The organism is Deltaproteobacteria bacterium RBG_16_64_85, assembly GCA_001798885.1.
GTDB lineage: Bacteria > Desulfobacterota > Deferrimicrobia > Deferrimicrobiales > Deferrimicrobiaceae > FEB-35.
Map to the genome: position 1 here is coordinate 1 of MGQW01000045.1, position 753 is coordinate 753.

At 66.7% G+C, this 753-nt stretch carries 1 protein-coding gene (only partly in view); it reads left to right on the top strand.

The window, feature by feature from the left end:
* Nucleotides 1-753 carry part of the coding region annotated (locus A2Z13_08595) for a hypothetical protein (GenBank protein ID OGP78906.1) on the top strand (this coding region is incomplete at its 5' end). The annotated region continues 68 nt past the right edge of the window, so 753 of the 821 annotated nt are shown.

Here is a 753-nt window from a genome sequence, read left to right on the forward strand (position 1 = left end):
GGGTCGGGGCCTACACGGTGGGGCTCCTCCTCACCAAGGCCGGGTTCGGCACGCTGCCCGCCCTGGTCCTGTCGCCGGTGGTGGCGGCCGCTGTGGCCGGCGTCATCGGGTTTTTCTGCGTCCGGCTGTCGGGGGTGCACTTCGCCATGCTCTCCCTGGCCTTTGGCCAGCTCATCTTCGCGGTCGTCTTCAAATGGTACGGATTCACCGGCGGCGACAACGGGATCCAGGGGATTCCGATAAAGCCGATCTCGGTCGCCGGCCTGGCCGGCGTCGACATCGGCTCCACGCAGGCGATGTACTACTTCGTGCTCGTGGTCGTTGGGCTGTCCGTGGAGCTGCTCCGCCGGATCCGCTCTTCCCCCTTCGGGGCGACCCTGAAGTCGATCCGGGAAAACGGCCAGCGGGCCTCCTACCTCGGCGTGAACATCCAGCTGTACCAGTGGACGGCGTTCGTGGTGGCGGGTGCGTTCACGGGGCTGGCCGGCGGGCTTTACGCCCTGATGGAGAAGTCGATCTCCCCCGAGATCATCCACTGGACGAAGTCCGCCGAGCCGGTGCTGATGACCATCATCGGGGGGATCTACACCTTCGTGGGCCCCGCGGTGGGGGCGGTCGTCTACATCATCCTCAACTCGTACCTCGTGGCCTGGACTGAGAAGTGGGCGCTGGTGCTCGGCCTGGTCCTGCTGACGCTGGTGCTGCTCCTCCCGGGCGGCGTGGTGGGGTTCGTGAACGAAAAGGCCCGTCGAA